At 55.3% G+C, this 22,886-nt stretch carries 22 protein-coding genes; 16 read left to right on the forward strand and 6 right to left on the reverse strand.

The annotated features are described in order from the left end of the window. Nucleotides 1–30: 30 nt before the first annotated feature. Nucleotides 31–1,275: an enterobactin transporter EntS gene (entS, locus tag ACLJPQ_RS03500; RefSeq protein ID WP_001081666.1), complete on the reverse strand. Its 1,245-nt coding sequence runs from the start codon at nt 1,273–1,275 to the stop codon at nt 31–33. A 110-nt stretch (nt 1,276–1,385) separates the two neighbouring features. Here entS and fepD point away from each other — a divergent pair, with 110 nt between their 5' ends. The 3 genes from fepD to fepC are packed head-to-tail and all read left to right on the forward strand — an operon-like array spanning nt 1,386 to nt 4,173. Continuing rightward, nucleotides 1,386–2,393: a Fe(3+)-siderophore ABC transporter permease gene (fepD, locus tag ACLJPQ_RS03505; RefSeq protein ID WP_001277869.1), complete on the forward strand. Its 1,008-nt coding sequence runs from the start codon at nt 1,386–1,388 to the stop codon at nt 2,391–2,393. Next, entirely contained in the window at nt 2,393–3,382 is a 990-nt protein-coding gene (fepG, locus tag ACLJPQ_RS03510) for an iron-enterobactin ABC transporter permease (RefSeq protein WP_077917664.1), read from the forward strand. Before fepD ends, fepG begins: the two co-directional genes overlap by 1 nt. After that, the gene (gene fepC / locus ACLJPQ_RS03515; protein ID WP_000140622.1) at nt 3,379–4,173 is read left to right on the forward strand and encodes an iron-enterobactin ABC transporter ATP-binding protein; all 795 of its coding nucleotides are present in this window, start codon (nt 3,379–3,381) and stop codon (nt 4,171–4,173) included. The genes fepG and fepC overlap by 4 nt, the downstream gene beginning before the upstream one ends. 53 nt (nt 4,174–4,226) lie before the next feature. Here fepC and wzz(fepE) read toward each other — a convergent pair whose 3' ends face one another. The 4 genes from wzz(fepE) to fes all read right to left on the reverse strand — a co-directional run bounded on the left by wzz(fepE) (nt 4,227) and on the right by fes (nt 10,957). Continuing rightward, complete coding sequence (wzz(fepE), locus tag ACLJPQ_RS03520; protein ID WP_064043832.1) at nt 4,227–5,363, reverse strand: LPS O-antigen length regulator Wzz(fepE); 1,137 nt, start codon at nt 5,361–5,363, stop codon at nt 4,227–4,229. 249 nt (nt 5,364–5,612) lie between these two features. Beyond that, nucleotides 5,613–9,497 carry an enterobactin non-ribosomal peptide synthetase EntF gene (gene entF / locus ACLJPQ_RS03525; RefSeq protein WP_080184580.1) on the reverse strand — a complete coding sequence of 1,295 codons (3,885 nt, stop codon included), beginning with the start codon at nt 9,495–9,497 and terminating at the stop codon, nt 5,613–5,615. Next, nucleotides 9,494–9,712 (reverse strand): MbtH family protein, encoded by a 219-nt coding sequence (locus ACLJPQ_RS03530; protein ID WP_000396006.1) that lies wholly within the window; start codon nt 9,710–9,712, stop codon nt 9,494–9,496. The genes entF and ACLJPQ_RS03530 overlap by 4 nt, the downstream gene beginning before the upstream one ends. Nucleotides 9,713–9,742: 30 nt before the next feature. Then, nucleotides 9,743–10,957 carry an enterochelin esterase gene (gene fes, locus ACLJPQ_RS03535; protein ID WP_080184581.1) on the reverse strand — a complete coding sequence of 405 codons (1,215 nt, stop codon included), beginning with the start codon at nt 10,955–10,957 and terminating at the stop codon, nt 9,743–9,745. A 188-nt stretch (nt 10,958–11,145) separates the two neighbouring features. Here fes and ACLJPQ_RS03540 point away from each other — a divergent pair, with 188 nt between their 5' ends. The 4 genes from ACLJPQ_RS03540 to ACLJPQ_RS03555 all read left to right on the forward strand — a co-directional run bounded on the left by ACLJPQ_RS03540 (nt 11,146) and on the right by ACLJPQ_RS03555 (nt 15,597). Next, a complete protein-coding gene (locus ACLJPQ_RS03540) occupies nt 11,146–13,401 on the forward strand; it encodes a TonB-dependent siderophore receptor (protein ID WP_001034949.1) in 2,256 nt (751 codons plus the stop codon). Between the two features lie 46 nt (nt 13,402–13,447). Beyond that, complete coding sequence (entD, locus tag ACLJPQ_RS03545; protein WP_080184582.1) at nt 13,448–14,152, forward strand: enterobactin synthase subunit EntD; 705 nt, start codon at nt 13,448–13,450, stop codon at nt 14,150–14,152. 11 nt (nt 14,153–14,163) lie between these two features. Continuing rightward, nucleotides 14,164–15,282, forward strand: coding sequence for a YbdK family carboxylate-amine ligase (locus tag ACLJPQ_RS03550; RefSeq protein WP_080184583.1), 1,119 nt, complete (start codon nt 14,164–14,166; stop codon nt 15,280–15,282). 66 nt (nt 15,283–15,348) lie between these two features. Then, entirely contained in the window at nt 15,349–15,597 is a 249-nt protein-coding gene (locus ACLJPQ_RS03555) for a DUF1158 family protein (RefSeq protein ID WP_000682497.1), read from the forward strand. A 5-nt stretch (nt 15,598–15,602) separates the two neighbouring features. Here the strand turns inward: ACLJPQ_RS03555 and ACLJPQ_RS03560 are convergent, their stop codons facing one another. Continuing rightward, nucleotides 15,603–15,944, reverse strand: coding sequence for a RamA family antibiotic efflux transcriptional regulator (locus ACLJPQ_RS03560; protein ID WP_000155633.1), 342 nt, complete (start codon nt 15,942–15,944; stop codon nt 15,603–15,605). A gap of 288 nt (nt 15,945–16,232) precedes the next feature. Here ACLJPQ_RS03560 and ACLJPQ_RS03565 point away from each other — a divergent pair, with 288 nt between their 5' ends. The 9 genes from ACLJPQ_RS03565 to ACLJPQ_RS03605 all read left to right on the forward strand — a co-directional run bounded on the left by ACLJPQ_RS03565 (nt 16,233) and on the right by ACLJPQ_RS03605 (nt 22,772). Further along, the gene (locus ACLJPQ_RS03565; protein WP_000113609.1) at nt 16,233–16,814 is read left to right on the forward strand and encodes a TetR/AcrR family transcriptional regulator; all 582 of its coding nucleotides are present in this window, start codon (nt 16,233–16,235) and stop codon (nt 16,812–16,814) included. After that, a complete protein-coding gene (locus ACLJPQ_RS03570) occupies nt 16,814–17,182 on the forward strand; it encodes an MmcQ/YjbR family DNA-binding protein (RefSeq protein ID WP_000348999.1) in 369 nt (122 codons plus the stop codon). The genes ACLJPQ_RS03565 and ACLJPQ_RS03570 overlap by 1 nt, the downstream gene beginning before the upstream one ends. A gap of 96 nt (nt 17,183–17,278) precedes the next feature. Beyond that, complete coding sequence (nfsB, locus tag ACLJPQ_RS03575) at nt 17,279–17,932, forward strand: oxygen-insensitive NAD(P)H nitroreductase (RefSeq protein ID WP_080184584.1); 654 nt, start codon at nt 17,279–17,281, stop codon at nt 17,930–17,932. A 198-nt stretch (nt 17,933–18,130) separates the two neighbouring features. After that, entirely contained in the window at nt 18,131–18,580 is a 450-nt protein-coding gene (locus ACLJPQ_RS03580) for a PTS sugar transporter subunit IIA (RefSeq protein WP_001216659.1), read from the forward strand. Beyond that, nucleotides 18,558–19,028, forward strand: a complete 471-nt coding sequence (locus ACLJPQ_RS03585) for a PTS sugar transporter subunit IIB (RefSeq protein WP_080184585.1) — start codon at nt 18,558–18,560, stop codon at nt 19,026–19,028. The genes ACLJPQ_RS03580 and ACLJPQ_RS03585 overlap by 23 nt, the downstream gene beginning before the upstream one ends. A 14-nt stretch (nt 19,029–19,042) precedes the next feature. After that, nucleotides 19,043–19,786, forward strand: a complete 744-nt coding sequence (locus tag ACLJPQ_RS03590) for a PTS mannose/fructose/sorbose/N-acetylgalactosamine transporter subunit IIC (RefSeq protein ID WP_000927522.1) — start codon at nt 19,043–19,045, stop codon at nt 19,784–19,786. Between the two features lie 2 nt (nt 19,787–19,788). Continuing rightward, complete coding sequence (locus tag ACLJPQ_RS03595) at nt 19,789–20,643, forward strand: PTS system mannose/fructose/sorbose family transporter subunit IID (RefSeq protein ID WP_000005802.1); 855 nt, start codon at nt 19,789–19,791, stop codon at nt 20,641–20,643. Between the two features lie 32 nt (nt 20,644–20,675). Further along, a complete protein-coding gene (locus ACLJPQ_RS03600; RefSeq protein WP_023139453.1) occupies nt 20,676–21,719 on the forward strand; it encodes a glutamine--fructose-6-phosphate aminotransferase in 1,044 nt (347 codons plus the stop codon). A 66-nt stretch (nt 21,720–21,785) separates the two neighbouring features. Next, nucleotides 21,786–22,772, forward strand: a complete 987-nt coding sequence (locus ACLJPQ_RS03605; protein ID WP_000020343.1) for an SIS domain-containing protein — start codon at nt 21,786–21,788, stop codon at nt 22,770–22,772. Nucleotides 22,773–22,886 lie beyond the last annotated feature (114 nt).

Here is a 22,886-nt window from a genome sequence, read left to right on the forward strand (position 1 = left end):
GATTTTGTCAGTCGGATAAACGCCTCTTCATCAGCCAGCATCGCTAACCGGCGGCGTCTGGCGAAAACGACGTAGCTCGCCCAGCACTAACAGCAGCAGCAAACCGATAATCACCAGCCCGAATCCACTCACGCTCGCGGAAGCGACCGGCGTCATCATTGCGCCAAGACCGCCTAACAGCGCCGCGCCGATAGCGTCTCCCGTGACGTTTTGCGCGGTCCACAGGCCATTCATTCGCCCCAGCATATTTTCCGGCGTCTGGGTTTGCAGCAGGGTATATTGTAATAACGAACTGATGGCGCTAAGCCAGCCAAACAGCGCCAGACAGATAACACCTGCGATCCAGACCGGCATGATGGCGAACAGCCCCACCGCCAGAAAAGAACCGACTGTCGAAACCAGCATAATGAGCCCCGGACGAACGCTATGCGCCAGTTGTCCGCTGGTCAGCGCGCCAATGGCCGCCCCCAGCGGAATTGCCGCATACAGCAAACCGATTTGCGCCGCCGACATCTGCCAGCTCATCGCCAGCGCCGGATAGAGGACGCGTACCGCGCTTGCCATCGTCACCAGACCGCCAAGCAGCGCAATACCGCCGATAAGCGGACTGGCGAGCAAAAAACGAAATGCCGCCAGTAACGCGATAAAAGGATTTTCCCGCGGCTGCGGAGGAACAGGCAGTCGCGGCAGCGTCAGTAACGGCAATAGCGTAATAAACGTCCCGACGGCCGCCAGCCCATAGTTCCAGGCTACGCCGCCGCTGGCAAGCAATATGCCCCCCAACATCGGCGAAATAACCGATCCCAGACGTACCGTCAGCATGGTAATCGCGCCGGCCTGCATCAGATTTTCTCTTCCGACCAGCGCTGGCGTCGCCGCCAGTAACGCGGTCACGCCCAGAGACGCGAAAAAGCCGTCCCACAGGCCAAGGAGATATATCGCCAGCAATGATGGTTCCGGCAGCAGCGCGTTCACGCACAGGCCAATAAAGCCAATACCGCAAGTACCGCGCGCCAGCAGAATCACCTTTTTGCGTTCGTAGCGATCGGCCAGTACGCCGCCCACCATTAAGCCAATAAACATGGCGCCGCCGGTTAACGTTACCGACAGCCCTACCTGCCAGGTGGAGTGCGTCATCATTTGGATCTGTACCGGAACCGCCACGCCAAGCAGCCCCAGCGAGACAATAGAGATAAAACGGGCCAGAAATACTGCGCGAAATGCAGGGTGCGTCTTCAACAGGCTGAGATTGAGCAGCCAGGATTGTCGATTCATTACAACGCCTTAATGCGAGTTTTTTTAAATATCCATTCAATGGCTGCACATGCTAACATAACCAAATAAGATAGATAACGATAATTACTATCATTATCAGGGAAGTTACTATGTCATGCTCGTTTTCCGTGACGCGCGCGTTTGCCGTGCCCGGATTGTTGTTATTACTGAGTCTCGCCGCGGTTTTAAGCCTGGTCATTGGCGCGAAACCGCTGCCCGCCGCCGCCGTGCTGGAGGCGTTCACCGGCGTATGCCAAAGCGCCGATTGCACCATCGTCCTGGATGCGCGTTTGCCGCGTACGCTGGCCGGATTACTGGCAGGCGGCGCGTTGGGTCTCGCCGGGGCGCTCATGCAAACACTCACTCGCAACCCGCTCGCCGACCCGGGGATTCTGGGCGTTAACAACGGCGCCAGCTTCGCCATTGTACTGGGCGCGGCGCTGTTTGGTTTCTCCACGCCGCTGGAACAGCTTTTCATGGCATTTAGCGGCGCGCTTATCGCATCGCTGATTGTCGCCTTCACCGGTAGTCAGGGCGGCGGCCAGTTAAGCCCAGTCCGCCTGACACTGGCGGGCGTGGCGCTTGGCGCGGTACTGGAAGGATTGACCAGCGGCATCGCGCTGTTAAATCCAGAGGTTTATGATCAGCTTCGCTTCTGGCAGGCGGGATCGCTGGACATTCGCAGCCTGCAAACGTTGAAAGTCGCGCTTGCGCCCGTGGTTATCGCTGGGATCGTGGCGCTATTTCTGAGCCGTGCGCTGAATAGCCTGAGCCTCGGCAGCGATACTGCGACGGCGCTGGGGAGTAAAGTGGCACGCACCCAACTTATCGGTTTACTGGCGATTACCGTCTTGTGCGGCAGCGCAACGGCGCTGGTCGGCCCTATCGCCTTTATTGGTCTGATGATGCCGCATATGGCGCGTTGGCTGGTGGGCGCAGACCACCGCTGGTCGCTGCCAGTGACGCTACTGGCAACCCCTGCTCTGCTGCTTTTTGCCGATATTATTGGTCGTCTGTTGGTGCCGGGCGAACTCCGCGTATCGGTTGTCAGTGCGTTTATCGGCGCGCCGGTACTTATCTTTCTGGTACGCCGTAAATCGAACGGAGGCGGCCTGTGATGTTTCTTTCTCGTCGGCTTATCGTAAGTTGCCTGCTTCTGGCGGCTGGCTGCTTCGCCATTGGCTTATGGAGCCTGCAAAGCGGCGTCGTGCCTCTTGAGACCGGGCAGATTATTGCCGCGCTGCTGGGCGACGCGCCGCGTAACATCACCCTTGTCGTAACCGAATGGCGACTACCGCGCGTATTAATGGCGCTGCTGATTGGCGCTGCGCTTGGCGTCAGTGGCGCGATTTTTCAGTCGTTGATGCGTAACCCGCTAGGCAGCCCTGATGTGATGGGCTTTAATACCGGCGCCTGGAGCGGCGTACTGGTCGCAATGGTCCTGTTTGGCCAGCATCTTACCGCGATCGCGCTGGCGGCAATGGCGGGCGGTATCGTCACGTCATTGATTGTCTGGCTGCTCGCCTGGCGTAACGGGATTGAAACTTTCCGGCTGATTATCATCGGTATCGGCATCCGCGCGATGTTAGTCGCCTTTAATACCTGGCTTCTGTTGCAGGCGTCGCTGGAAACGGCGCTCACCGCCGGCTTATGGAACGCCGGGTCGCTCAACGGTCTGACATGGGCAAAAACCTGGCCTTCGGCGCCGCTGATTATTGTGATGCTGACAGGCGCCGCGCTACTGGTGCGTCGTATGCGGCTGCTGGAGATGGGCGATGACAGCGCCTGCGCGCTGGGTGTTAGCGTGGAGCGGTCACGCCTGATGCTGATGCTGGTGGCGGTGTCGCTCACCGCTGCGGCAACGGCACTGGCTGGCCCCATCTCGTTTATTGCCCTTGTCGCGCCGCACATCGCCCGCCGTCTTAGCGGCACAGCGCGCTGGGGATTAACCCAGTCGGCGCTGTGCGGCGCGTTATTACTACTGGCCGCCGATGCGTGCGCGCAGCAACTGTTTATGCCTTATCAGCTTCCAGTGGGCGTGGTCACCGTCAGCCTCGGCGGTATTTACCTTATCGTCTTGTTAATTCAGGAGTCCCGCAAAAAATGACCGAATCCGTAGCCCGTTTGCGCGGCGACCAGTTAACGCTGGGTTATGGCAGCTATACCGTCGCAAAAAACCTTAATGTTTCGATTCCGGACGGCCATTTTACCGCCATCATCGGCCCTAACGGCTGCGGCAAGTCAACGTTACTACGCACGCTAAGCCGTCTGATGACGCCTGTTGACGGCCATGTCTGGCTGGATGGCGAACAAATACAGCGTTACGCCAGTAAAGAGGTGGCGCGGCGCATCGGATTGCTGGCGCAAAACGCCACTACGCCGGGCGATATCACCGTACAAGAACTGGTCGCCAGAGGGCGTTATCCGCATCAGCCGTTATTTACCCGCTGGCGCAAGGAAGATGCCGATGCCGTCGCCAGTGCCATGCGTGCAACAGGTATCACCTCACTGGCGACGCAAAGCGTAGATACTCTGTCCGGCGGCCAACGTCAGCGGGCGTGGATAGCCATGGTGCTGGCGCAGGAAACGTCCATCATGCTGCTGGATGAGCCGACAACGTGGCTGGATATTAGCCATCAAATTGATTTGCTGGAGTTGTTAAGCGATCTCAACCGCGAAAAAGGTTATACGCTCGCCGCCGTCCTGCACGACCTGAATCAGGCCTGCCGATACGCCACGCATTTGATTGCATTACGCGAAGGTAACATTGTCGCACAGGGCGCGCCGAAAGAGATTGTTACCGCAGAGCTTATCGAAAAAATCTATGGGCTGCGCTGTATGATTATCGACGATCCGGTTGCCGGTACGCCGCTGGTGGTACCGCTGGGGCGGCGATAGTCGTTCACACAGATGACAAAGCCGGATAATCGCTATCCGGCTTTTCGGGTAAATCAGACTAACCGTTCATCTATCGCCAGCGCGTTTTCCATTTTACGCGAGACCATCGCGTGACGCAGTAATACGCCGCCACAGGCCATCATACCGCCAATCAACGCCGCCAGGATAATAATGACCGCTTTACCCGGGCCATCTTTTTTCACTGGCAGAGACGGCGACAGTTGATATTTAAAGGGGGTAAACTTCACGTCGCTCACATTCATTGCCGCCAGTTGTTCAACATGGTATTGACGGTTACGCAAATCACCGTCGATCTCGGCCACGTCCGTTACCCCTTTTTCAATTTCCAGTTTGCGGGAAATACCATCCGCACCGAGAGAAATAGAAAAATCCGGATCATCTTTTACCGCCTGACCATTGCTGTAAACCGGTTTCTTAATGCCGGCGGCGTTGGCGATTTCCAGCGAATAATGAAGACGTTGAATATTGGCATCAAGCTGATTTTTGAGACGCACCCGATCCATCGCCAGCTTTTCCTGCTCGTAGCGGGTTTTGATTTCCAGCTGGTTACGAATATTTTCCAGCGTCTCTTTCACGACGATATCGGAGATGTACTGAATATAGCCAGCCAGCACTTTTTGCGCTTCTTCCCGCGTCGGCGCGGTAAAACTCAATGTCCACGACGTGAATAACGACGTTTCATTTTTCTTGCCGGCATTACTGTCCACCGCTTTCATTTTTTCGCTCAGCACGACAATCGCCCGGTGAAGATCCTGCTCGTCTATTTGCGCGCCTTTTAATTGATCCATGACATACGGAGAAGAACGAAGATATTCTTCCAGCAGCGAGGGCGAGCTAAACTTTTTAATAAACAGATTAAAGACGCTGGCCCGATCAACGCTTACCTCCATATCCAACACGCGCAGCGCGGTCAACGTTCTCTCCAGCCCCTGCCACTGTACCGACTCCGCCGGTGTGACAATCGCCTGACTGGTCCATTTTTGCGGCAGCAGAAAGGACAGAAGCAACCCCACGCACGCAAAGGCGAAAACGGTAGCAAGAATACGACGTTTCGCCTGCCATAACACCTCTATAAGGCTAAACAAATCGATTTCATGACTGTTGGCGGGCGGCAGTGAGTAACCTGCAAATGACTGATTTTTTTCTTGTTTTACATTAAGAGATGGCATGCCGTATGACCTGAAAACTTTATCCAATGAAAGAACACATTCCTGTCAGAGATTCTAACAGCAAGTCAGAATTATCCGAAACACTCTTTGCGCGCCAGTGCCCGAAAAGCTAAATATTCGGAATTAAACTTGCCTGTAGCATGTATCACTTATGTTAAAAGAATTAATAGTTGCAATAAAAAACCCATAATAATTAGTCATTATTATGGGTTTCAGGATTTAATTTGTTAAAGCTAGAAACAACGCCCGTTATTTATTAATAAGCTCGCTGATGATGGGCCCGATAGTTTCAAAAGCGGAGGGAGAAATAATATCTACATGCGCGCACGGCTGGCGATAAATAGCCAAAGACGCTATCCACGGCGACCAGCTCTGTTCAGGCGATACGCCTTCCGGCACCGTTTTATCCGCCACAAAGAGCGTGGCATGTCCATCAAACGGTACGCTATGCGCCGTCGTCAGCAAACGGACGGCATCCGCATAATTGCCTTCAATGGCGGTAAATAAGGCTTCGGAGGCATTTCCCTGCTGCGCGGCGACAAACGCAGCGCGTTCACGTTCAATTTCCGCCAATACGTCCGGATTGAGGCCATTCGCCTCTTTTTCTCGCCAGTTTTGCGTTTCCGGCGGCCAGGTGTCCAGTAACCCCAAAAACGCCACCGTTTCGCCGCGTGCGCGCAACCGGGCGGCGATCCCTTGCGCCAGCGTCCCGCCCAGCGAATAGCCTAATAAATAATAAGGGCCATGCGGCTGCCGGGCGAGCAATGTCGCCAGATGATGTTCACATACCTCATCAAGAGTGGTTGCGGTTTGCATAGGGCCAGCGGGGCGCGGCGACTGAATCCCCATAATCGACCACGACGGGCTGAGATAGCGTGATAATACGCTAAATTGCCAGGCGAACCCCGACGCCGGATGGAAACAAAATAACGTTGGACCATCGCTTTCACGCAGCGGCAACAGCGGCCCGAACCCCAGATTGCGCGAGCGTTCGTCATCGTCAGTATCGAGCAGCTTACTTAACTGCGCCACGTCAGACGCCACCATCACCTGCCCCGGCGTCACCTGGCGGTTAAACGTCTGACTTAGCTGCGCGGCCAGTTTCATCGCCAGCAGCGAATGTCCGCCCAGCGCAAAGAAATCACTTTCAACGTCGTTAATCTCACAGCCCAGCAGGCGGGAAAACGCCGCGGCGACAGCAATCTCCTTTGCGGACTGCGGCGCACGCCCTTTCACGCGCGGCGTCAGGTCCGGCAGCGGCAGGGCTTTACGATCCAGCTTGCCATTAGCGCTAAGCGGCAAACCGGCAAGTTGCAACAACACAACCGGCACCATATGCGCGGGAAGTTTTTGGCGTAATTTTTCCTGCAGCGCCGGTAAATCCAGCGGCAAACCGGAGTGCGACACCAGATAGCCGACCAGTTGCCGGGCATCCCCGCCCGTCGCCGCCGCCTGATTAAAGACGCAGGCATGTGCTACCGCCTGTTCAACATCCGGCAGCGTTTGCATGACGCGGTCAATCTCGCCCAGTTCAATACGTTGCCCCCGAATTTTGAGCTGATCGTCGCTGCGCCCCAGGTACTCCACCGCGCCGGAATCCAGCCAGCGCGCCACATCTCCGGTACGGTACATCCGTTCGCCTGGCGCAAAAGGATCGGCGATAAAACGGCTGGCGGTAAGATCCGGACGCCCCAGATAGCCCTGCGCCAGTTGGATACCGGTAAGATAGAGATCGCCAGCCACGCCCGGCGGCACCGGCTGCATATGCGCATCGAGAATACGTAAACCGGTATTCCAGACGGGATAACCAATCGGGATGCTGTTGCCGTCAACAGCCGCCAGCTCATCGCCACAGGCCGGATACCAACTCACATCCACCGCGGCCTCCGTTGGCCCGTACAGATTGTGTAGCGGCGCGTTGGTTAACGTCTCCCATTCGCGACACAGCGCCGTCGGCAGGGCCTCGCCGCTACAGAAAACGCGCTTTAAGGAAGCGCAGCTTTTCCCCGCCGACGCTGGCGTGAGCGAGGCAATAAAGGCCGCCAGCATCGACGGCACAAAATGAGTGGTCGTGACGCCGTATTGCGCAAAGAACCGTTGCATCGCGAGCGGGTCGCGGTGCGCTTCCGGTTCAGCCATCACCAGTTTCGCCCCGGCGATAAACGGCCAGAAAAACTCCCATACTGAGACGTCAAAACTGCACGGCGTTTTTTGCGCTACTACATCATCCGCCGTCAACGGATAGTGATCCTGCATCCACAGCAGCCGGTTGACTATCGCCGTTTGTCCCACCATCACCCCTTTCGGCCTGCCCGTCGAGCCAGAGGTGAAAATGATGTAAGCGGTATGATGCGGTAACGACAGCCCCAGCGGAGTGGCGTCACTGACCGGTAGCGGTTGGCTATAACACAAATATTCCATCCCCGGAATATCGTGAAAGCGTGCCAGCTGCGCCTGAGTCGTAATTAACAGTTTCGGCTGCGCATCTTCCAGCATCATTCGCAGCCGATCGTCAGGATAACCGGTATCCAGCGGCAGCCAGGCGGCGCCCGCCTCGACAATGCCATGCAGCGCTAAGGTCAGGAAAACCGACCGCGGCAACGCCACCGCCACGCTATCGCCAGGCTGAACGCCGCGTTCCCGCAGCGCGTACGCCAGCGCCACAACCTGTTCACGCATTTCACGGTAGGTAAAATGATAATGCGCATCTGCCAACGCGGAAGCCTCTGGCGTTTTTTGCGCCTGCTGCGCCACCAAATCGCTAAGCGTGGCGGCGGGAATCGTTACCGCCGTATTATTAAGGTGTGCTAATTGCGTTTGTTCTTCCGCCAGCAGCATTTGCGCATCGCCGCAGCGCAGCGCCGGGTTATCCGCAAACTGCGTGATAAGCGCCATCAATCGTAAGGCATGGCGGGAGAGCGTGGCATCATCGTAACGCTGTGCATTCGCCAGCAATTCAATATCCAGACCGCCGTTTTCATCCGGAAAAAGCGCCAGTTCAAGATCGTTAACCGGCCCCGTCGCCAGGGTATGGGTTTGCGCCTGTATGCCAGGAAGATCCAGATGATAATCAAACACTTTTATATTGAGCACCGGGCCAAATAGCGGCGTCTCCCCTGCGGCTCGCCCGCTATCGCGTACAATCTGTTCGGCGTCGTAACGCTGGTGGCGGCGCATCTTCTTTAACTGCGCCGCAAGACGCTTCGCCAGCGTTGGCAGATCTTCCGTCGCATGAAGGTTAACCGCCAGCGGCAACACGTTAAGGACAGGCCCGGTCGCCGTTAACGCCGCCGAGCCCATCCGCCGCATAAAGATAAATCCGGCGGCATAATCCATACGCCCGCATAATCGTCCCAGCCACAACGTCACCAGCGCCAGGGCAAGATCCGCTCGCGGTATCTCAGGCATGTGCGCCGCCAGCTGGCGAAACGCCCCCGCTGGCGCGCTCAATTTCATACGCAGAATACCCGCACTCGCCGGCCGCCCCGGCAGCGGCGCGGCAGAAATTGACGCCGGCGGCGGCAGCTCGCGGCGCTGCTGCGCCCAGAAGGCGCCGTCACGCTGCCAGGCCTCGCTCTGGCGATAGCGCTGATATTCCTCGACCACATCCGCAAAGGGGGTAAAAGGCGACTCCGGCGTAGGGGCGTCGCTCTGCCATGCGCGATAAATCGCCGCAATCTGGCGGGTTATCGCCGGGAAACTAAAGCCATCCACCAGCAAATGGTGATAGCGCTGATACCAATACCAGCGGGTATCATCAATGCGGATTAACTGGTGAAACGCCAGCGGCTTACCGCTATCTGCGCGCAGGTTTTGCCGTAAATCCGCCTGCATTAACGCCAGCGCCGCGTGATGCGGATCGGGCTGGTCGCGTAAATCGGCAATCGGGGGCTCGCCGAAGGTGTGCTCAGGATCTATCCATTGCCAGACCTCGCCGTTCTCTTCGGTAAAACGCATCCGTAGCGTATCCGCCTGTTGCATCCCTACCGCTACCGCTTTTGCCAGCAAGGCGGCATCCAGCTCGCCATTCAGTTCCACATAGTGCGCCACGCTCCAGGCGGAGGGTAAATCAGAGAGTTTTTCTGCCATCCAGATCCCCGGCTGGGCGGCGACTAACGGTAAACGCTGCGTCATTTCGCCTCCTGCTTATCGGCATAATGCGCCGGATTCAGTGTTGTCCAGCGCGTATTAAGCCACTGCTGGCACGCGTCCTGCGATTGCGGTTCGCATACCACGTCCCAGCCTGCGGGAAGCGCACATGCCGCTGGCCAAAGGCTGAATTGACGCTGCGCATTTTGCAGGATGTAAAACTGTCCCTGCGGATTATCGAAGGGATTACTGAATTCCATACTCAACTCCTGTCATGGACATGTGCCCGGTTAAAGCGTGTCGATAAGCGGCTGCCAAAGCAGCATCAGCCCTTGCGTTAGCCCGCCGCGCCAGCAAAGCGCATCGTGTCCGCCGTCAACCTGACGCCAGAAAATGGACTGCTGCGAAGTATTCAGTTGGGCATAAAGCGCCTGATTCGCCTGAAACACGATCGGCTCACGCACGCCGGCTTCCAGTACGATACGCAGTCCGCGCGCGCATAATGCGCCGGTTTTCAGCCGGGTAATGACTTCCCCCTCCGGCGGGGTGATGCGATGAGGCCACCAGAACGATCCTGACTGGCTTAGTACACAGCCAAAACGCGTCGGCCAGTTCAGGCCGGCATACAGCGCCGACAGGCCGCCAAAGCTCTGTCCGGCGACCACCGTTCGCCCGGCATCATCGCTAAAAGGCGTCACGGCTCTGACTTGCGGCAACAGTTCCTGCTGCACTGCCAGCCAGAAGTCGGCATTGCAGGGCAACTCCTGGCTGCGGTGTTGAGTATCAATCGCGTCAATCAGCAGGTAGACGGCACCAGGAAGCAGGCGTTGATGAGTCAGCGAGGCGAGCGCGGGCCAGACGGGCATATTTTCTGCCCAGAATTGACCGTCCAGCAGAATAGCCAACGGTCTTTCCTCCGGCGCCTCGTCTCCGGTCGTCAATATCCATACGCGGCGGGAGTTACCCAGACGTTCGCTATGCCACTGCATCATCAAAGGCAGCGAGTACGGCGTTTCAGGACGATCCCATCCCGGCTGAAGGGGCGCATCCGGCATTTCCAGCGCTGAAACCGCATGACCACGACCTCCCCGCCAGCTTTGCGAATTAAGCGGGTCGGCAATCGCCTGCGGTAATAGCTGTCGCCAGCCTTCACGCAGCGCGTTCCGATCGGGCGTTTCGCCCGGCGCAAAAGCGGCAAAAACGTCATCGCGTTCGGTAGGAATAAAACAGTAGCTGCCGCGCCAGTTAGCGCTAAGCGCCGTGCTCCAGCGCCAGACATCCGTTCCGGCAATACGCGCCATCGTCTGAGGCTGCGCGTTTTGATGATGATCGGTTACGCCAGTGATGTAGACCCAGACACGCCGTATCGGGGAGTGTGTTTCGTTTCCCTGCGGGTCGCGCCACCAAAAAGTGACCCGATAATTTCCGTCTTTTTCCCGTATCCATTCCGGCCCGGTTTTCGTCCTCCACCAGGCCTCACTTCCCGTTGCCAGCGCCTCTTTCATTATAACCCTGTGTTTATTATGAATTTTGTATATAAAAGGTGAAATATATTGATAATATTATTGATAACTATTTGCATTTGCAATAGCGTATTGTCGCGCTATGGGACGCGCGAACACAATTTCACCACCCGGCCAATGCCTTTGACGGGCGCTTTGGCTTATGTGGCTAAAGAAAAGCAGGATATACAATGAACAAGAAGATTCATTCCTTGACCTTACTGGTCAATTTAGGGATTTACGGGGCCGCTCTGCCCGTGATGGCGGAAGACAAAACCGATAGCGCTGCGCTCACCAATGAAGACACCATCGTGGTGACTGCTGCCCAGCAAAACCTACAGGCGCCAGGCGTATCCACCATCACCGCCGATGAGATCCGCAAAAATCCGCCCGCGCGCGACGTGTCAGAAATCATCCGCACCATGCCAGGCGTAAACCTGACCGGCAACTCCACCAGCGGTCAGCGCGGGAATAACCGCCAAATCGATATTCGCGGCATGGGGCCGGAAAACACCCTCATCCTGATAGACGGTAAACCCGTCACCAGCCGTAACTCGGTGCGCCTGGGCTGGCGCGGCGAACGCGATACCCGCGGCGATACCGCGTGGGTGCCGCCGGAGATGATCGAACGCATTGAAGTGCTGCGTGGCCCTGCCGCCGCACGCTACGGTAACGGCGCGGCGGGTGGCGTGGTCAATATCATTACCAAAAAAGGCGGTAGCGAGTGGCACGGTTCCTGGAATACCTATTTCAACGCGCCGGAACATAAAGACGAAGGCGCGACCAAACGCACTAACTTTAGCCTGAACGGCCCGCTGGGCGGGGATTTCAGCTTCCGTCTGTATGGCAACCTCGACAAAACGCAGGCTGATGCGCGTAATATTAACCAGGGGCATCAGTCTGAACGTACCGGGAGTTACGCCGACACGCTACCGGCAGGACGAGAGGGGGTCATTAACAAAGATATCAACGGTGTGGTTCGTTGGGATTTTGCTCCGCTTCAGTCTCTGGAGCTGGAGGCCGGATACAGTCGCCAAGGCAATCTCTATGCCGGCGATACTCAGAACACCAATACGAACCAACTGGTGAAAGATAATTACGGAAAAGAGACGAACCGCCTCTATCGGCAGAACTACTCTCTGACCTGGAACGGCGGCTGGGATAATGGCGTAACCACCAGTAACTGGGTGCAATACGAACATACCCGTAACTCCCGGATGCCGGAAGGCCTGGCAGGCGGCACCGAAGGAATTTTCGATCCCAAAGCATCGCAAAAATATGCCGATGCCGATTTGAATGACGTCACCCTACACAGCGAAGTGAGCCTTCCTTTCGATCTGCTGGTCAATCAAAACCTGACGCTGGGTACCGAATGGGCCCAACAGCGTATGAAAGACGAGCTCTCCAACTCGCAAACCTTTATGGGGGGAAATATCCCGGGTTATAGCAGTACCAATCGTAGCCCCTATTCAAAAGCGGAAATTTTCTCTCTGTTTGCTGAAAACAACATGGAACTGACCGACAGCACCATGCTGACGCCGGGGCTACGTTTCGATCATCATAGTATTGTGGGGGATAACTGGAGCCCGTCGCTGAACCTGTCGCAAGGTCTGGGGGATGACTTTACCCTGAAAATGGGAATCGCCCGCGCTTATAAAGCCCCGAGTCTGTACCAGACTAACCCAAACTATATTTTGTACAGTAAAGGTCAGGGTTGCTACGCGACTGGCGCGGGTACCGGCATCGGCTGCTATATGATGGGTAACGATGATCTGAAAGCCGAAACCAGCATCAATAAAGAGATCGGTCTGGAATTTAAACGCGATGGCTGGCTGGCTGGCATCACCTGGTTCCGCAATGATTACCGCAATAAGATTGAAGCGGGTACGGTGCCGTTGCAGCGTATCAACAACGGCAAAACGGATGTCTATCAGTGGGAGAACGTGCCGAAAGCGGTCGTTGAAGGTCTGGAAGGCACGTTAAACGTACCGGTTAGCGACACCGTCAACTGGACGAATAACGTTACGTATATGCTGCAGAGCAAAAACAAAGAGACCGGCGAACGCCTGTCGATTATTCCACAGTACACGCTTAACTCAACCCTGAGCTGGCAGGTACGTCAGGACGTTTCTCTGCAATCGACCTTCACCTGGTACGGCAAACAAGAGCCGAAGAAATATGATTATCAAGGTAACCCCGTTACCGGAACAGATAAGCAAGCGGTCAGCCCATACAGTATTGTTGGCCTGAGCGCGACCTGGGACGTGACCAAAAATGTCAGCCTGACCGGTGGCGTGGATAACCTCTTTGACAAACGTCTGTGGCGTGAAGGTAACGCGCAAACCGTCAGGGATACTCAAACTGGCGCTTATATGGCGGGCGCTGGCGCGTACACCTATAACGAACCGGGACGTACGTGGTATATGAGCATTAATACCCATTTCTGATGGCAACCTTCCCTCCCTCATTCGGGGAGGGAATTAGCAAAAAACGATGCTGACATCTCATTTTCCCCTTCCCTTTGCCGGACACAGGCTGCATATCGTCGACTTTGATGCGAGCAGCTTTCACGAACACGACCTGCTATGGCTTCCTCATCACGATCGGCTCCGGTCTGCCGGACGCAAGCGTAAAGCTGAACATCTGGCAGGCCGCATCGCCGCCGTTCATGCGCTACGCGAGGTGGGCGTCAGGGCGGTGCCCGGTATTGGCGACAAGCGACAGCCGCTATGGCCGGACGGCCTATTTGGCAGCATCAGCCACTGTGCGTCAACAGCGCTGGCCGTCATATCCCGACAGCGTATCGGCATTGATATAGAAAAAATCATGAGTCAGCACACGGCGACAGAGCTGGCGCCGTCCATTATTGATAGCGATGAGCGCCAAATTCTCCAGGCGAGCTCGCTCCCTTTTCCGCTTGCCCTGACGCTGGCTTTCTCCGCCAAAGAGAGCGTTTATAAAGCCTTTTCAGACCGCGTCACGCTCCCGGGATTCAATAGCGCAAAAGTTACCTCGCTTACCGCCACGCACATCTCGTTACATCTGCTGCCAGCCTTTGCCGCCACGATGGCTGAACGTACCGTCCGTACAGAATGGTTTCAACGTGGCAATAGCGTTATTACTCTTGTTTCTGCAATAACGAGCTTTCCCCACGACAGGAGCGCTCCCGCTTCTATACTTAGCGCAATCCCCCGATAAATGAGATCGCTATGGCGCTGAATGATTTTCACGTTTCTGAACCTTATACGCTTGGTATTGAGCTGGAGATGCAGGTGATCAATCCACCTGGCTACGATTTAAGCCAGGACTCTTCTACGCTGATCGACGCCGTTAAGCCCCAACTTACTGCGGGAGAAATTAAGCACGATATCACCGAAAGTATGCTGGAGATGGCCACGGGCGTCTGCCGCGATATTGACCAGGCGGCGGCCCAACTTTCTGCCATGCAGCACGTTATTTTACAGGCGGCGTCGGAACACCATCTCGGCATTTGCGGCGGCGGTACGCACCCTTTTCAAAAATGGCAGCGTCAGGAGGTCTGTGATAATGAGCGCTATCAACGTACGCTGGAAAATTTCGGCTACTTAATTCAACAGGCGACGGTTTTCGGTCAGCATGTCCACGTCGGCTGCGCGAATGGCGACGATGCGATTTATCTTTTACACGGGCTGTCGCATTTTGTGCCGCACTTTATTGCGCTCTCCGCCGCGTCTCCCTATATGCAAGGATCTGACACCCGTTTTGCCTGCGCGCGCCTGAATATTTTTTCCGCTTTTCCCGATAACGGTCCCATGCCGTGGGTCAGTAACTGGCAAGAGTTTGCCGGACTATTTCGCCGTCTGTCTTACACCACGATGATCGACAGCATCAAAGATTTGCACTGGGATATCCGCCCCAGCCCGGCCTTTGGCACGGTAGAAGTTCGGGTGATGGATACGCCGCTCACCCTTGATCATGCCATCAATATGGCAGGATTGATTCAGGCGACCGCGCACTGGCTGCTGACCGAGCGTCCCTTTAAACCGCAGGAACAAGACTATCTGTTATATAAATTCAACCGTTTTCAGGCTTGCCGCTATGGTCTGGAGGGCGTGCTAACCGATGTCTATACCGGCGACCGCCGTCGCCTGGCAGATGATACGCTGCGTCTGCTGGACAACGTTACCCCCTCAGCGCGCAAGCTGGACGCCGACAGCGCCATTGACGCGCTACGTCTGCAGGTGAAAAAAGGCGGTAACGAAGCGCAATATATGCGGGAATTTATTGCCGACGGCGGATCGCTGATAGGCCTGGTACAAAAACATTGTGAAATCTGGGCGGGACAATAGACAGCATATTTGCCTTACCAGGCGATATCCCGGACAATGGCGTTTTAACTTACGTTTAACAAAGCCATGAAACACCCGCTTGAATCATTGATGACCGCTGCCGGTATTTTGCTGATGGCGTTGCTCTCCAGCCTGCTGCTGCCCGCCCCTTCGCTCGGCCTTGCGCTGGCGCAAAAACTGGTCGGGATCTTTCATCTTATGGATCTCAACCAGCTTTATACTTTGTTGTTTTGTTTATGGTTTCTGTTGCTCGGCGCGCTGGAATATTATGTTATTCGCTTTATCTGGCGGCGCTGGTTTTCGCTGGCCGATTAAACATTTCAATGCGTACGGCCATGCTTTTCTTTACGATAAGCGCCTGGCGGCAGGTTGAACGTGCGGGTAAAAATGCGCGTAAAGGTTTGCTGCGAATCAAAACCATACTTGAGACAAATATCATACACCTTCTGGTCGGTGTCGCGCAGGTCGCGCGCCGCCAGTTTTAGCTTCCGTTCACGCACGTAGCGCCCCAGACTCTCCCCTTTGTACTGCATAAAAAGGCGCTGCAGGTGCCACTTGGAATACCCCGCATGACGGGCAATATCATCAATACGTAACGGCTGATTCAAATTATCATCAATCCACTCGACAATCGTGTCGATAACCTGAGCGGAAATGGTCATCGTGCTCTCCCCTCTATCAAACTCGTCAGCGGCTCCCGCACCGCACATTTACGGCAACAGCAATAAGCATAGTAATAACCACATAAATTGTGAGACGGCTTATCGCATGGCCTGCAATATGCTTTTCTACCACTTCATGCGGCAGCCCTTGATTATGAGTGAGTAAGCACTCATTATAGAAAGCAAAGATACGCCGTCAAGGTACTTTTCAAAGGTTGACATTCACCGTTGCGACGCGACAACGGGCATGATTCAATCATGTTTTTCCAGACATAAGGGTAACGTGTAGTGGCTCGTCCGAAGAGTGAAGACAAAAAACAAGCATTACTGGAAGCGGCAACCCAGGCGATAGCGCAATCCGGTATCGCCGCCTCAACGGCGGTGATTGCGCGTAACGCAGGTGTTGCAGAAGGAACATTGTTTCGCTATTTCGCGACCAAAGATGAGCTGATTAACACGTTGTATTTGCATTTAAAGCAGGATCTCTGCCAGTCAATGATAATGGAGCTGGATCGATCCATTACCGATGCCAAAATGATGACTCGTTTTATCTGGAACAGTTACATCAGTTGGGGTCTGAACCATCCCGCGCGCCATCGGGCGATCCGTCAACTGGCCGTCAGCGAAAAGCTCACCAAAGAGACGGAACAACGGGCCGACGATATGTTCCCCGAATTGCGCGATTTATGTCATCGTTCCGTTTTGATGGTATTTATGTCGGATGAGTACCGCGCCTTCGGCGACGGCCTTTTTCTGGCGCTGGCTGAAACAACAATGGATTTCGCCGCGCGCGATCCCGCTCGCGCTGGCGAATATATTGCGCTGGGATTCGAAGCCATGTGGCGCGCGCTGACTCGCGAGGAGCAATAATGGACGGTCAAACACTGCACGCCTGGGCAAAACGCTTTGCGCTGGAACTGCCTTTTACCGAACACTGCTGGCCTTTCGGCCCACAGTACGATGTGTTTAAAGTCGGCGGCAAAATATTCATGCTTTTCACTGAACATCACTGCCGCCCAGTGGTGAACCTGAAATCGGACCCCCAAAAATCCCTGGTAAATCAACAAATTTACCCCAGTATTGCGCCTGGCTATCACATGAATAAGAAACACTGGATTTCAGTCTATGCGGGCGAGGATATCACCGTCTCGCTACTCAACGATTTGATAAATGACTCATGGAATCTGGTCGTAGACGGGCTGCCTAAAAGAGAGCAACTGCGCCTGCGGCCGCGCTGATGCAATAACCGTTTTCGCATTTTCCTCCCTTATCTTTTTACCGATAACCCGGTACCCTGCTGATACAAAAGGGTACTAAACCAACCAGGAGCATTTATGGATATCGTTTCTGTCGCCTTACAGCGCTACTCCACTAAGGCGTTCGATCCCAGCAAAAAACTGACCGCCGAAGAAGCGGATAAAATAAAAACACTACTACAGTACAGCCCTTCCAGCACCAATTCCCAGCCGTGGCACTTTATTGTCGCCAGTACAGAAGAGGGCAAAGCGCGCGTAGCAAAATCCGCCGCCGCCAATTATGTGTTTAACGAACGTAAAATGTTAGACGCCTCCCATGTGGTGGTCTTCTGCGCGAAAACCGCGATGGATGACGCATGGCTTGAGCGCGTCGTCGATCAGGAAGAAGCCGATGGCCGTTTCGCTACGCCGGAAGCTAAAGCGGCAAATGATAAAGGTCGCCGCTTTTTCGCCGATATGCACCGCGTCTCGCTGAAAGATGACCACCAGTGGATGGCGAAACAGGTTTATCTGAACGTCGGCAACTTTCTGCTGGGCGTCGCCGCGATGGGTCTCGACGCTGTCCCCATTGAAGGTTTCGACGCCGAGGTGCTCGACGCTGAATTTGGTCTGAAAGAAAAAGGCTATACCAGTCTGGTCGTGGTGCCGGTCGGCCATCATAGCGTCGAGGACTTCAACGCCGGGCTGCCGAAATCACGTCTGCCGCTTGAAATCACACTGACGGAAGTCTAATCCCCTGCCTAAGCCGGACGCCCGTCCGGCTTTTTTCACCTTTCTGCCAGGTTCCCCAATGATCAATGGCGCGAAGTGCCAGGTTTTACATCGTTAGTGTTAACTTCCCTTCTCAACGCATTGAAAATAAATAATATTTAAAACTGGCACGCCGTTTGCCATATCTGGATACCCCTATCTGGATGAAGGAGAAAACGGGTGAGACATGTTTATGTAGCCAGCCATGGCCCTTTTGCCCGCGGACTTATTAACAGTCTATCGCTGCTGATTGGCGACGAACACGGCGTGACACCGGTTTGCGCCTACGATGGCGATATTGTCACCACGGAGCAGCTTGAACAAACCCTCGAAAATCTGATCGCGCAAGCCAACGGCGAAGAAGTGGTGGTGTTTACCGATCTGCTCGGCGGCAGCATCAACAATAGCGCCGCGAAAGTGCTGATGCGTCACCGTCACGTTTTTGTGGTGGCTGGCGTCAACATGACCCTGTTGCTGGAGTTTTTACTCTGTGAAGAAGAAAGCACAGACGCGGCCATTACCTACGCCACCAATGCGGCGCGTGAATCCATTGTCTTTATCAACACGCTAATAACACAACCATCCGCTGACCTACAGGGAGAATCCCATGATCAAATTAGTGCGCATTGATTACCGCCTGCTGCACGGCCAGGTGGTCTTCGCCTGGACCCGGGCGCTGGATATCGACCATATCATCGTCGCTAACGCCAACGCCGCCGGCGACGCGTTTGTCTCTATGTCATTAAGTCTGGCAAAACCCGCTGGCGTGTCGCTGGACATTATCACGGTGGAACAGGCGGCGGAAAAACTCGCCAGCGGCAAGCTGGATCACAAAAAAGTGATGGTGGTGCTGGGAAATACCGCCGAAACCCTCGCCTTCGTCGAGAAAGTGCCAGGGATTAGCGTTATCAACTACGGCGGTATCGCGCAAAAAGAGGGCGCGCAGCAGTTCGGCAAAGCCATATACCTGACCGAGCAGGAGATTACCGATAGCCAGGCGCTAAAAGCCAAAGGCATCCGTCTGGAAATGCGCCAGGTTCCGGCTCATTCCGCCGAATTACTTAACGATAAACTCTGAACCCGGAGGTCACTATGTTGCTCACCGCAACGCTGCTCGGCCTGATTGCCGCACTGGGCATTCTTGACGGGCGTTTACTCGGCGTGTCGATGATTGACCGTCCGCTGGTGATGTGCGCCCTCACCGGTCTGGTCTGCGGCAATTTACACGAAGGCATTCTGATCGGCGCGACGCTGGAACTGATCTTTTTAGGTAATGTCGCTATCGGCGCCGCGGTACCGCCTGATGTCGTCACCGGTTCGGTGCTGGCGACCGCGTTTTCTATTATGTCCGGGCGCGGGCCCGAAGCGGCGCTGACCATCGCGATTCCTATCTCTATGCTGGCGCAGACCCTCGGCGTCCTGGTGCGCGTGGTTAACGCCCGCTTTGGCCACATGGCCGATCGTTATGCGGCGCAGGGTAATACCCGGATGGTTGCCGTTATGCACCTGGGAGGCCCAACGCTGCTCTATTTTCTAAGCGGTTTTCTGCCGGTCTTTTTCGCCATTTTGCTCGGTTCTGCCGCCGTCACCTGGTTCCTCGACGCCATTCCCGCCTTTATTACCAATGGCCTGGTTGTCGCCAGTAAGATTTTGCCGGCGCTGGGTTTCGCGTTGCTGATCAGCATGATGCTTAGCAGCAAATTAATACCTTACCTTGGGCTGGGCTTTCTGATCGCCGCATATACCAAACTGGACATCATCGCCATCGCGCTGTTTGCCGTGGTGTTGGCTTTCATTATCAGCCAGTTTCTTAACACATCCCAACAGGAGGGCTAATCATGAGTGAAGTGACGCAGACCCTGATCGACGACGCACAGGCTCACTCGCAAAGCGAAAGCCGCATCACCGCCCGCGATTTACGCAGCGTGTTCTGGCGCTCCTTTACGTTGCAAGGATCGTGGAACTATGAACGCCAGCAGCATATGGGCTATGCCTTCGCTATGTCGCCAGCGCTAAAGCGTATCTACCAGGACCCCGCCGAACTGGGGCGCGCCTTACAGCGCCATCTGGTGCTGTTTAATACCACGCCGCATCTGTCAACGTTTGTCTTTGGCCTGTCGATTGCGATGGAGGAGGAAAATCAACGCAACCCGGACTTTAACGAAGAGTCGATCAATGCCGTTAAAACCAGCCTGATGGGGCCGCTAGCCGGGATCGGCGATTCCATCTTTTGGGGATCGCTGAAAGTTATCGCCGCCGGGATGGGGATCTACTTTGCCCAGCAGGGCAGCATTCTGGGGCCGATTCTCGCCCTACTGGTCTATAACATTCCGCACATCCTCTGCCGCTGGTACGCCCTCAAACTGGGCTACCGGGCGGGGACCACCTGGCTGATGCGCCTCTGGCAAAGCGGGCTGATGGACAGGGTGACTTATATCGCGTCAATCGTCGGGTTGATGGTCGTCGGCGCCATGACCGCCAGCATGATCGACATTACTACCCCGCTGAGCTTTACCGCCGGGCAGACTACCATGAAAGTGCAGGATTTTATTGACAAAATCCTCCCTTCCCTGCTGCCGCTGCTCTTCACGCTTGGCATGTACAAACTTATCCGTAAGGGCGTGAACATTAACTGGATCCTGTTAGGCACCGTCGCGTTTGGGCTTCTTGCCAGCGCGCTGGGCCTGCTTTGACGAGAGGTAACACTATGCAAGTAGAAGACTATATGAACGAGACGCCCCTTCGCCTGCTGGAGATGCTGACGCAGACGCGGGAAGATCTCTGGCGCGCGGCGCAGGCGCTAACGGAACGCGGCGTCACCCGCATTATTCTGACAGGCTCCGGCACGTCATACCACGGCGCGCTGACCGCTCGCGCGTTTATGCAGCGCTGGTGCGCATTGCCGGTGGATGTCTGCTGGCCGTTTATGCTTGATGATGAGACGCTTGCCCGCAGCGGCAAGGCGCTGGTTGTGGGCATCTCCCAGGGCGGCGGCAGCCTCTCAACGCTGGCGGCGATGGAGCGCGCCCGCAATGTTGGTCATATCACCGCCTCAATGGCTGGCGTGGCGCCTGCGACTATCGACCGGGCGGCGGATTATATCCTTACCGTTCCCTGCGGCGAAGAAACCGCTGGCGCGAAAACAAAAGGCTATCACTGCACGGTTCTCAATTTGATGCTGCTGGCGCTCGCCGTCGCCGGGCAGCAACAGCGGCTGGACGGCGAACAGCGCCGGTCACTGCTGCTGCGGATGGAAAAGACCTTTAACCACCTGCCCGCGCTGATTACCGCCTCGCAGGCGTGGGCGCAAACCAATGCGCTGGCGCTGCGCGATAGCGCAGATATTCGTCTGACCGGCCCGGCAACGCTGTTCGGTACGGTGCAGGAGGGTGCGCTCAAGATGCTGGAGACGTTGCGCTGCCCGGTGTCGGGCTACGAATTCGAGGAGTTTATTCACGGTATTTACAATGCCTTTAATGCGCAATCCGCACTCATTATGCTCGACCCGCAGCCTGACGCGCGTCAGGATCGGCTGGCGCAAATACTCGGTGAGTGGACGCCGTCTATTTACCGCATCGGCCCGCAGGTAGAAAATAATGGTCTGAATCTGAATTTCCCGTTTGTCAATGATGAGGACTTTGCCGTCTTTGAATATATCATTCCGCTACAAATGCTATGCGCGATATTACCCCCGCAAAAAGGCATTAATCCGGCGATACCCAAAGATCCGCAATTCCATCAAAAAATGAAAAGTAAGCAAGAAATTTAATTTTTATTAATGCTCGTTATTATCCGCGCTGTTGCGGAGGACGCGCTACACGCTAAGGAGATAAATATGTCTATTGCTCATGAAAATGCCCGCCGTATTATTAGCGATATTTTAGGTAAACAAAACATTGAACGCGTCTGGTTTGTCGGCTGCGGCGGTTCATTAACCGGCTTCTGGCCAGGGAAATACTTTCTGGACTGTGAAGCGTCAAAACTGGCTGTCGGTTATATCACCAGTAATGAATTTGTCCACGCCACGCCAAAAGCATTAGGAAAAAATAGCGTCGTTATTCTCGCCTCGCAGCAGGGCAATACGGCGGAAACCGTCGCAGCCGTCCGCGTGGCGCGTGAAAAAGGAGCGGCGACCATCGGTCTGGTTTACCAACCTGACACGCCGTTGTGCGAATACAGCGACTACATCATTGAATATCAGTGGGCGCGTTATCCGGAAACGGTCGACCCTGCACAACAAAAAGCCGCATACAGCCTGTGGCTGGCGCTGGAAATTCTCGCCCAAACAGAGGGCTATGCGCAATACGATGAGTTAGTCAGCGCGTTTGGGCGCTTTAGCGACGTTGTTCACGGCGCCCAACGGCAGGTACAAGAAGATGCTCAGCGTTTCGCCGCCGAATGGAAGGATGAGAAGGTGGTCTATATGATGGGCTGCGGCCCCTCTTTCGGCGCCGCGCATCAGGAGTCTATCTGTATTCTGCTGGAAATGCAGTGGATCAACTCCGCCAGCATACATAGCGGAGAGTATTTCCACGGACCGTTCGAAATCACCGAGCCGGGCACGCCGTTTATATTGCTGCAAAGCAGTGGTCGCACTCGCCCGCTGGACGATCGTGCGATTCGCTTTATTGAACGCTATCAGGGAAAACTGCAGTTGATCGATGCGGATAAACTCGGCATTCAGGATCTGTCCACCGACGTTGGCGAATACTTCTGCGGTCTGTTGCACAACTGTGTGCTGGACGTTTATAACCTCGCTCTGGCGACAGCCCGTAATCACCCACTGACCACCCGCCGGTATATGTGGAAAGTTGAATATTAATAGTTATGCCGGATGGCGGCTTCGCTTTATCCAGCCTACAAAGCGATCTGTAGGCCTGATAAGCGTAGCGCCATCAGGCCTTTCTTCTGCGGGGCGCTAGCGCCCCTTTTTTCC

The organism is Salmonella sp. SAL04213 (assembly GCF_046550535.1).
Lineage (GTDB): Bacteria > Pseudomonadota > Gammaproteobacteria > Enterobacterales > Enterobacteriaceae > Salmonella > Salmonella enterica.

Coding starts and splice junctions, on each gene's coding strand:
- ACLJPQ_RS03560 (WP_000155633.1), bottom strand. CDS start 15,944: ATGACCATTTCCGCTCAGGTTATCGACACGATTGTCGAGTGGATTGAT.
- entF (WP_080184580.1), bottom strand. CDS start 9,497: ATGACGCAGCGTTTACCGTTAGTCGCCGCCCAGCCGGGGATCTGGATG.
- nfsB (WP_080184584.1), top strand. CDS start 17,279: ATGGATATCGTTTCTGTCGCCTTACAGCGCTACTCCACTAAGGCGTTC.
- ACLJPQ_RS03555 (WP_000682497.1), top strand. CDS start 15,349: ATGAAACACCCGCTTGAATCATTGATGACCGCTGCCGGTATTTTGCTG.
- ACLJPQ_RS03600 (WP_023139453.1), top strand. CDS start 20,676: ATGAACGAGACGCCCCTTCGCCTGCTGGAGATGCTGACGCAGACGCGG.
- fepC (WP_000140622.1), top strand. CDS start 3,379: ATGACCGAATCCGTAGCCCGTTTGCGCGGCGACCAGTTAACGCTGGGT.
- ACLJPQ_RS03595 (WP_000005802.1), top strand. CDS start 19,789: ATGAGTGAAGTGACGCAGACCCTGATCGACGACGCACAGGCTCACTCG.
- fes (WP_080184581.1), bottom strand. CDS start 10,957: ATGAAAGAGGCGCTGGCAACGGGAAGTGAGGCCTGGTGGAGGACGAAA.
- fepD (WP_001277869.1), top strand. CDS start 1,386: ATGTCATGCTCGTTTTCCGTGACGCGCGCGTTTGCCGTGCCCGGATTG.
- ACLJPQ_RS03540 (WP_001034949.1), top strand. CDS start 11,146: ATGAACAAGAAGATTCATTCCTTGACCTTACTGGTCAATTTAGGGATT.
- ACLJPQ_RS03605 (WP_000020343.1), top strand. CDS start 21,786: ATGTCTATTGCTCATGAAAATGCCCGCCGTATTATTAGCGATATTTTA.
- fepG (WP_077917664.1), top strand. CDS start 2,393: ATGTTTCTTTCTCGTCGGCTTATCGTAAGTTGCCTGCTTCTGGCGGCT.
- ACLJPQ_RS03550 (WP_080184583.1), top strand. CDS start 14,164: ATGGCGCTGAATGATTTTCACGTTTCTGAACCTTATACGCTTGGTATT.
- ACLJPQ_RS03590 (WP_000927522.1), top strand. CDS start 19,043: ATGTTGCTCACCGCAACGCTGCTCGGCCTGATTGCCGCACTGGGCATT.
- entD (WP_080184582.1), top strand. CDS start 13,448: ATGCTGACATCTCATTTTCCCCTTCCCTTTGCCGGACACAGGCTGCAT.
- ACLJPQ_RS03570 (WP_000348999.1), top strand. CDS start 16,814: ATGGACGGTCAAACACTGCACGCCTGGGCAAAACGCTTTGCGCTGGAA.
- entS (WP_001081666.1), bottom strand. CDS start 1,275: ATGAATCGACAATCCTGGCTGCTCAATCTCAGCCTGTTGAAGACGCAC.
- ACLJPQ_RS03585 (WP_080184585.1), top strand. CDS start 18,558: ATGATCAAATTAGTGCGCATTGATTACCGCCTGCTGCACGGCCAGGTG.
- ACLJPQ_RS03530 (WP_000396006.1), bottom strand. CDS start 9,712: ATGGAATTCAGTAATCCCTTCGATAATCCGCAGGGACAGTTTTACATC.